The organism is Gluconobacter thailandicus F149-1 = NBRC 100600 (assembly GCF_000964465.1).
Classification (GTDB): domain Bacteria; phylum Pseudomonadota; class Alphaproteobacteria; order Acetobacterales; family Acetobacteraceae; genus Gluconobacter; species Gluconobacter thailandicus.
This window is the reverse complement of the sequence record NZ_BANH01000083.1, coordinates 1-1,396: the sequence shown is the minus strand read 5'-3', so window position 1 is coordinate 1,396 and position 1,396 is coordinate 1. Positions and strand designations below refer to the sequence as shown.

Here is a 1,396-nt window from a genome sequence, read left to right as displayed (position 1 = left end):
AGTGATCGTCCAGCAGCGCTCAGTTCCTTGACGTGTTTTCTCTGTCGGGTTGTTAGAACATGTGGTCGCCCAAGCTGTTTCCCGGCCAGTCGGATAGCCGTAAGCCCGGCCTTTGTCCGCTCGCGGATCAGTTCCCGTTCAAACTGTGCAAAGCCTGCCAGGATGGTCAGAAACAACTGACCATTCGGGGTGCCCGTCTCAATCCCGATATTAAGAATACGCACCCGGACGTGCCGGTCTGTCAGGTTGCTCACCAGCCCCATGACGTCGAGCGTGTTACGACCCAGCCTGTCCAGGCACGCCACAACCAGACTGTCTCCCTCTTTGAGGCGGTTGAGCAGACCAGCAAGCCCCGGTCGCCTAGCAGCAGGCACATTACCTGAAACCGTATCAAATACGATCTCGGTCACACCTTCCTTCTGAAGAGCCGATACCTGCCCGTCACAGACTTGGTAGCCTGTTGAAACCCGTGCGTAGCCATACCGTGTCATGCTTCGGACCTCCCTCCGTTCCGGAACAGGTTTTCGGAACAGCAGGACACGTTTTTCCTAGCCTGTTCCAAAAACGACGGATTGTGAAACCCAGCGTCATTCGGAGCCAGGCTAGGGCAGCATTCTCAAAAGAGCCGTCACAAAAGCTGTTTTGAGGAAATGCAGTTGTTCACAGAGCATAAGAAAGGACACAGACCAATGCTTACTGAAGCTCTAGGCGTTTGCCTCACCCCCGGTTTCACGAATGCCACCAATGCCGCTTACGAAGCCTGGGCACAGGGCATGCGGAACAACCTCGAAACTGCTCGTCAGAAGAGCCTCCAGGCTCAGGCCGACGAACTGTACAACGCCAACCTGCGTATGGTCGATCAGATCGTTGCCCTGAAGAAGCAGGTTGACAGCCTGAAGGCTAACGAGGAGTTCGAGCGCAAGCAGGGTAGCGTTTACCTAGCCAAGCTGACGGCAACATCCGCTGTTCTGAAGGTGACGGAGCTTATGGTTCGCCAGGGCAAGGACATCTCGGTTCTGGATGAGCGTCTGCGCTCCCATCACAAGATGAACACCTACGGCAAGACGGTTCGGGAATACATCTACACGATGGCTCTGCTGAAGACCCTGATCGGTTGTGGCTGGACCCGCACTGAAGCCAGCCTCGACACGCTCTATGGTGTGAAGCTGGATGTCACGCCGCAGGAAGTGGAAGTGTTCGACCGCATCCCGCCGGTCCTGGAGAATGGCAAGCCGATGACGGTGGCTGCCTAAGAAAGCAGTCACTTCAGTTTCTTTGTCCTTGTCCTAAAGAAAAGGGCCTCTGGTATGCCAGAGGCCCTTTTCTTTTGTGTCTACTCCCTCACAAACTCTAAAAATTCAGGCTCCGACGGTAAGCATTCAGATTGGCTACATTG

2 protein-coding genes are annotated in these 1,396 nt (G+C 54.9%); one reads left to right on the top strand and one right to left on the bottom strand.

The genetic code is table 11. The annotated features are described in order from the left end of the window. Positions 1–491, bottom strand: a 491-nt coding sequence (locus B7444_RS15200; protein ID WP_048855215.1) for a recombinase family protein, incomplete at its 3' end; no start/stop codon positions are given. Between the two features lie 198 nt (positions 492–689). Between B7444_RS15200 and B7444_RS15195 the strand changes: the two genes are divergently transcribed. Then, the gene (locus B7444_RS15195) at positions 690–1,253 is read left to right on the top strand and encodes a hypothetical protein (RefSeq protein ID WP_007284044.1); all 564 of its coding nucleotides are present in this window, start codon (positions 690–692) and stop codon (positions 1,251–1,253) included. Positions 1,254–1,396: the final 143 nt, after the last annotated feature.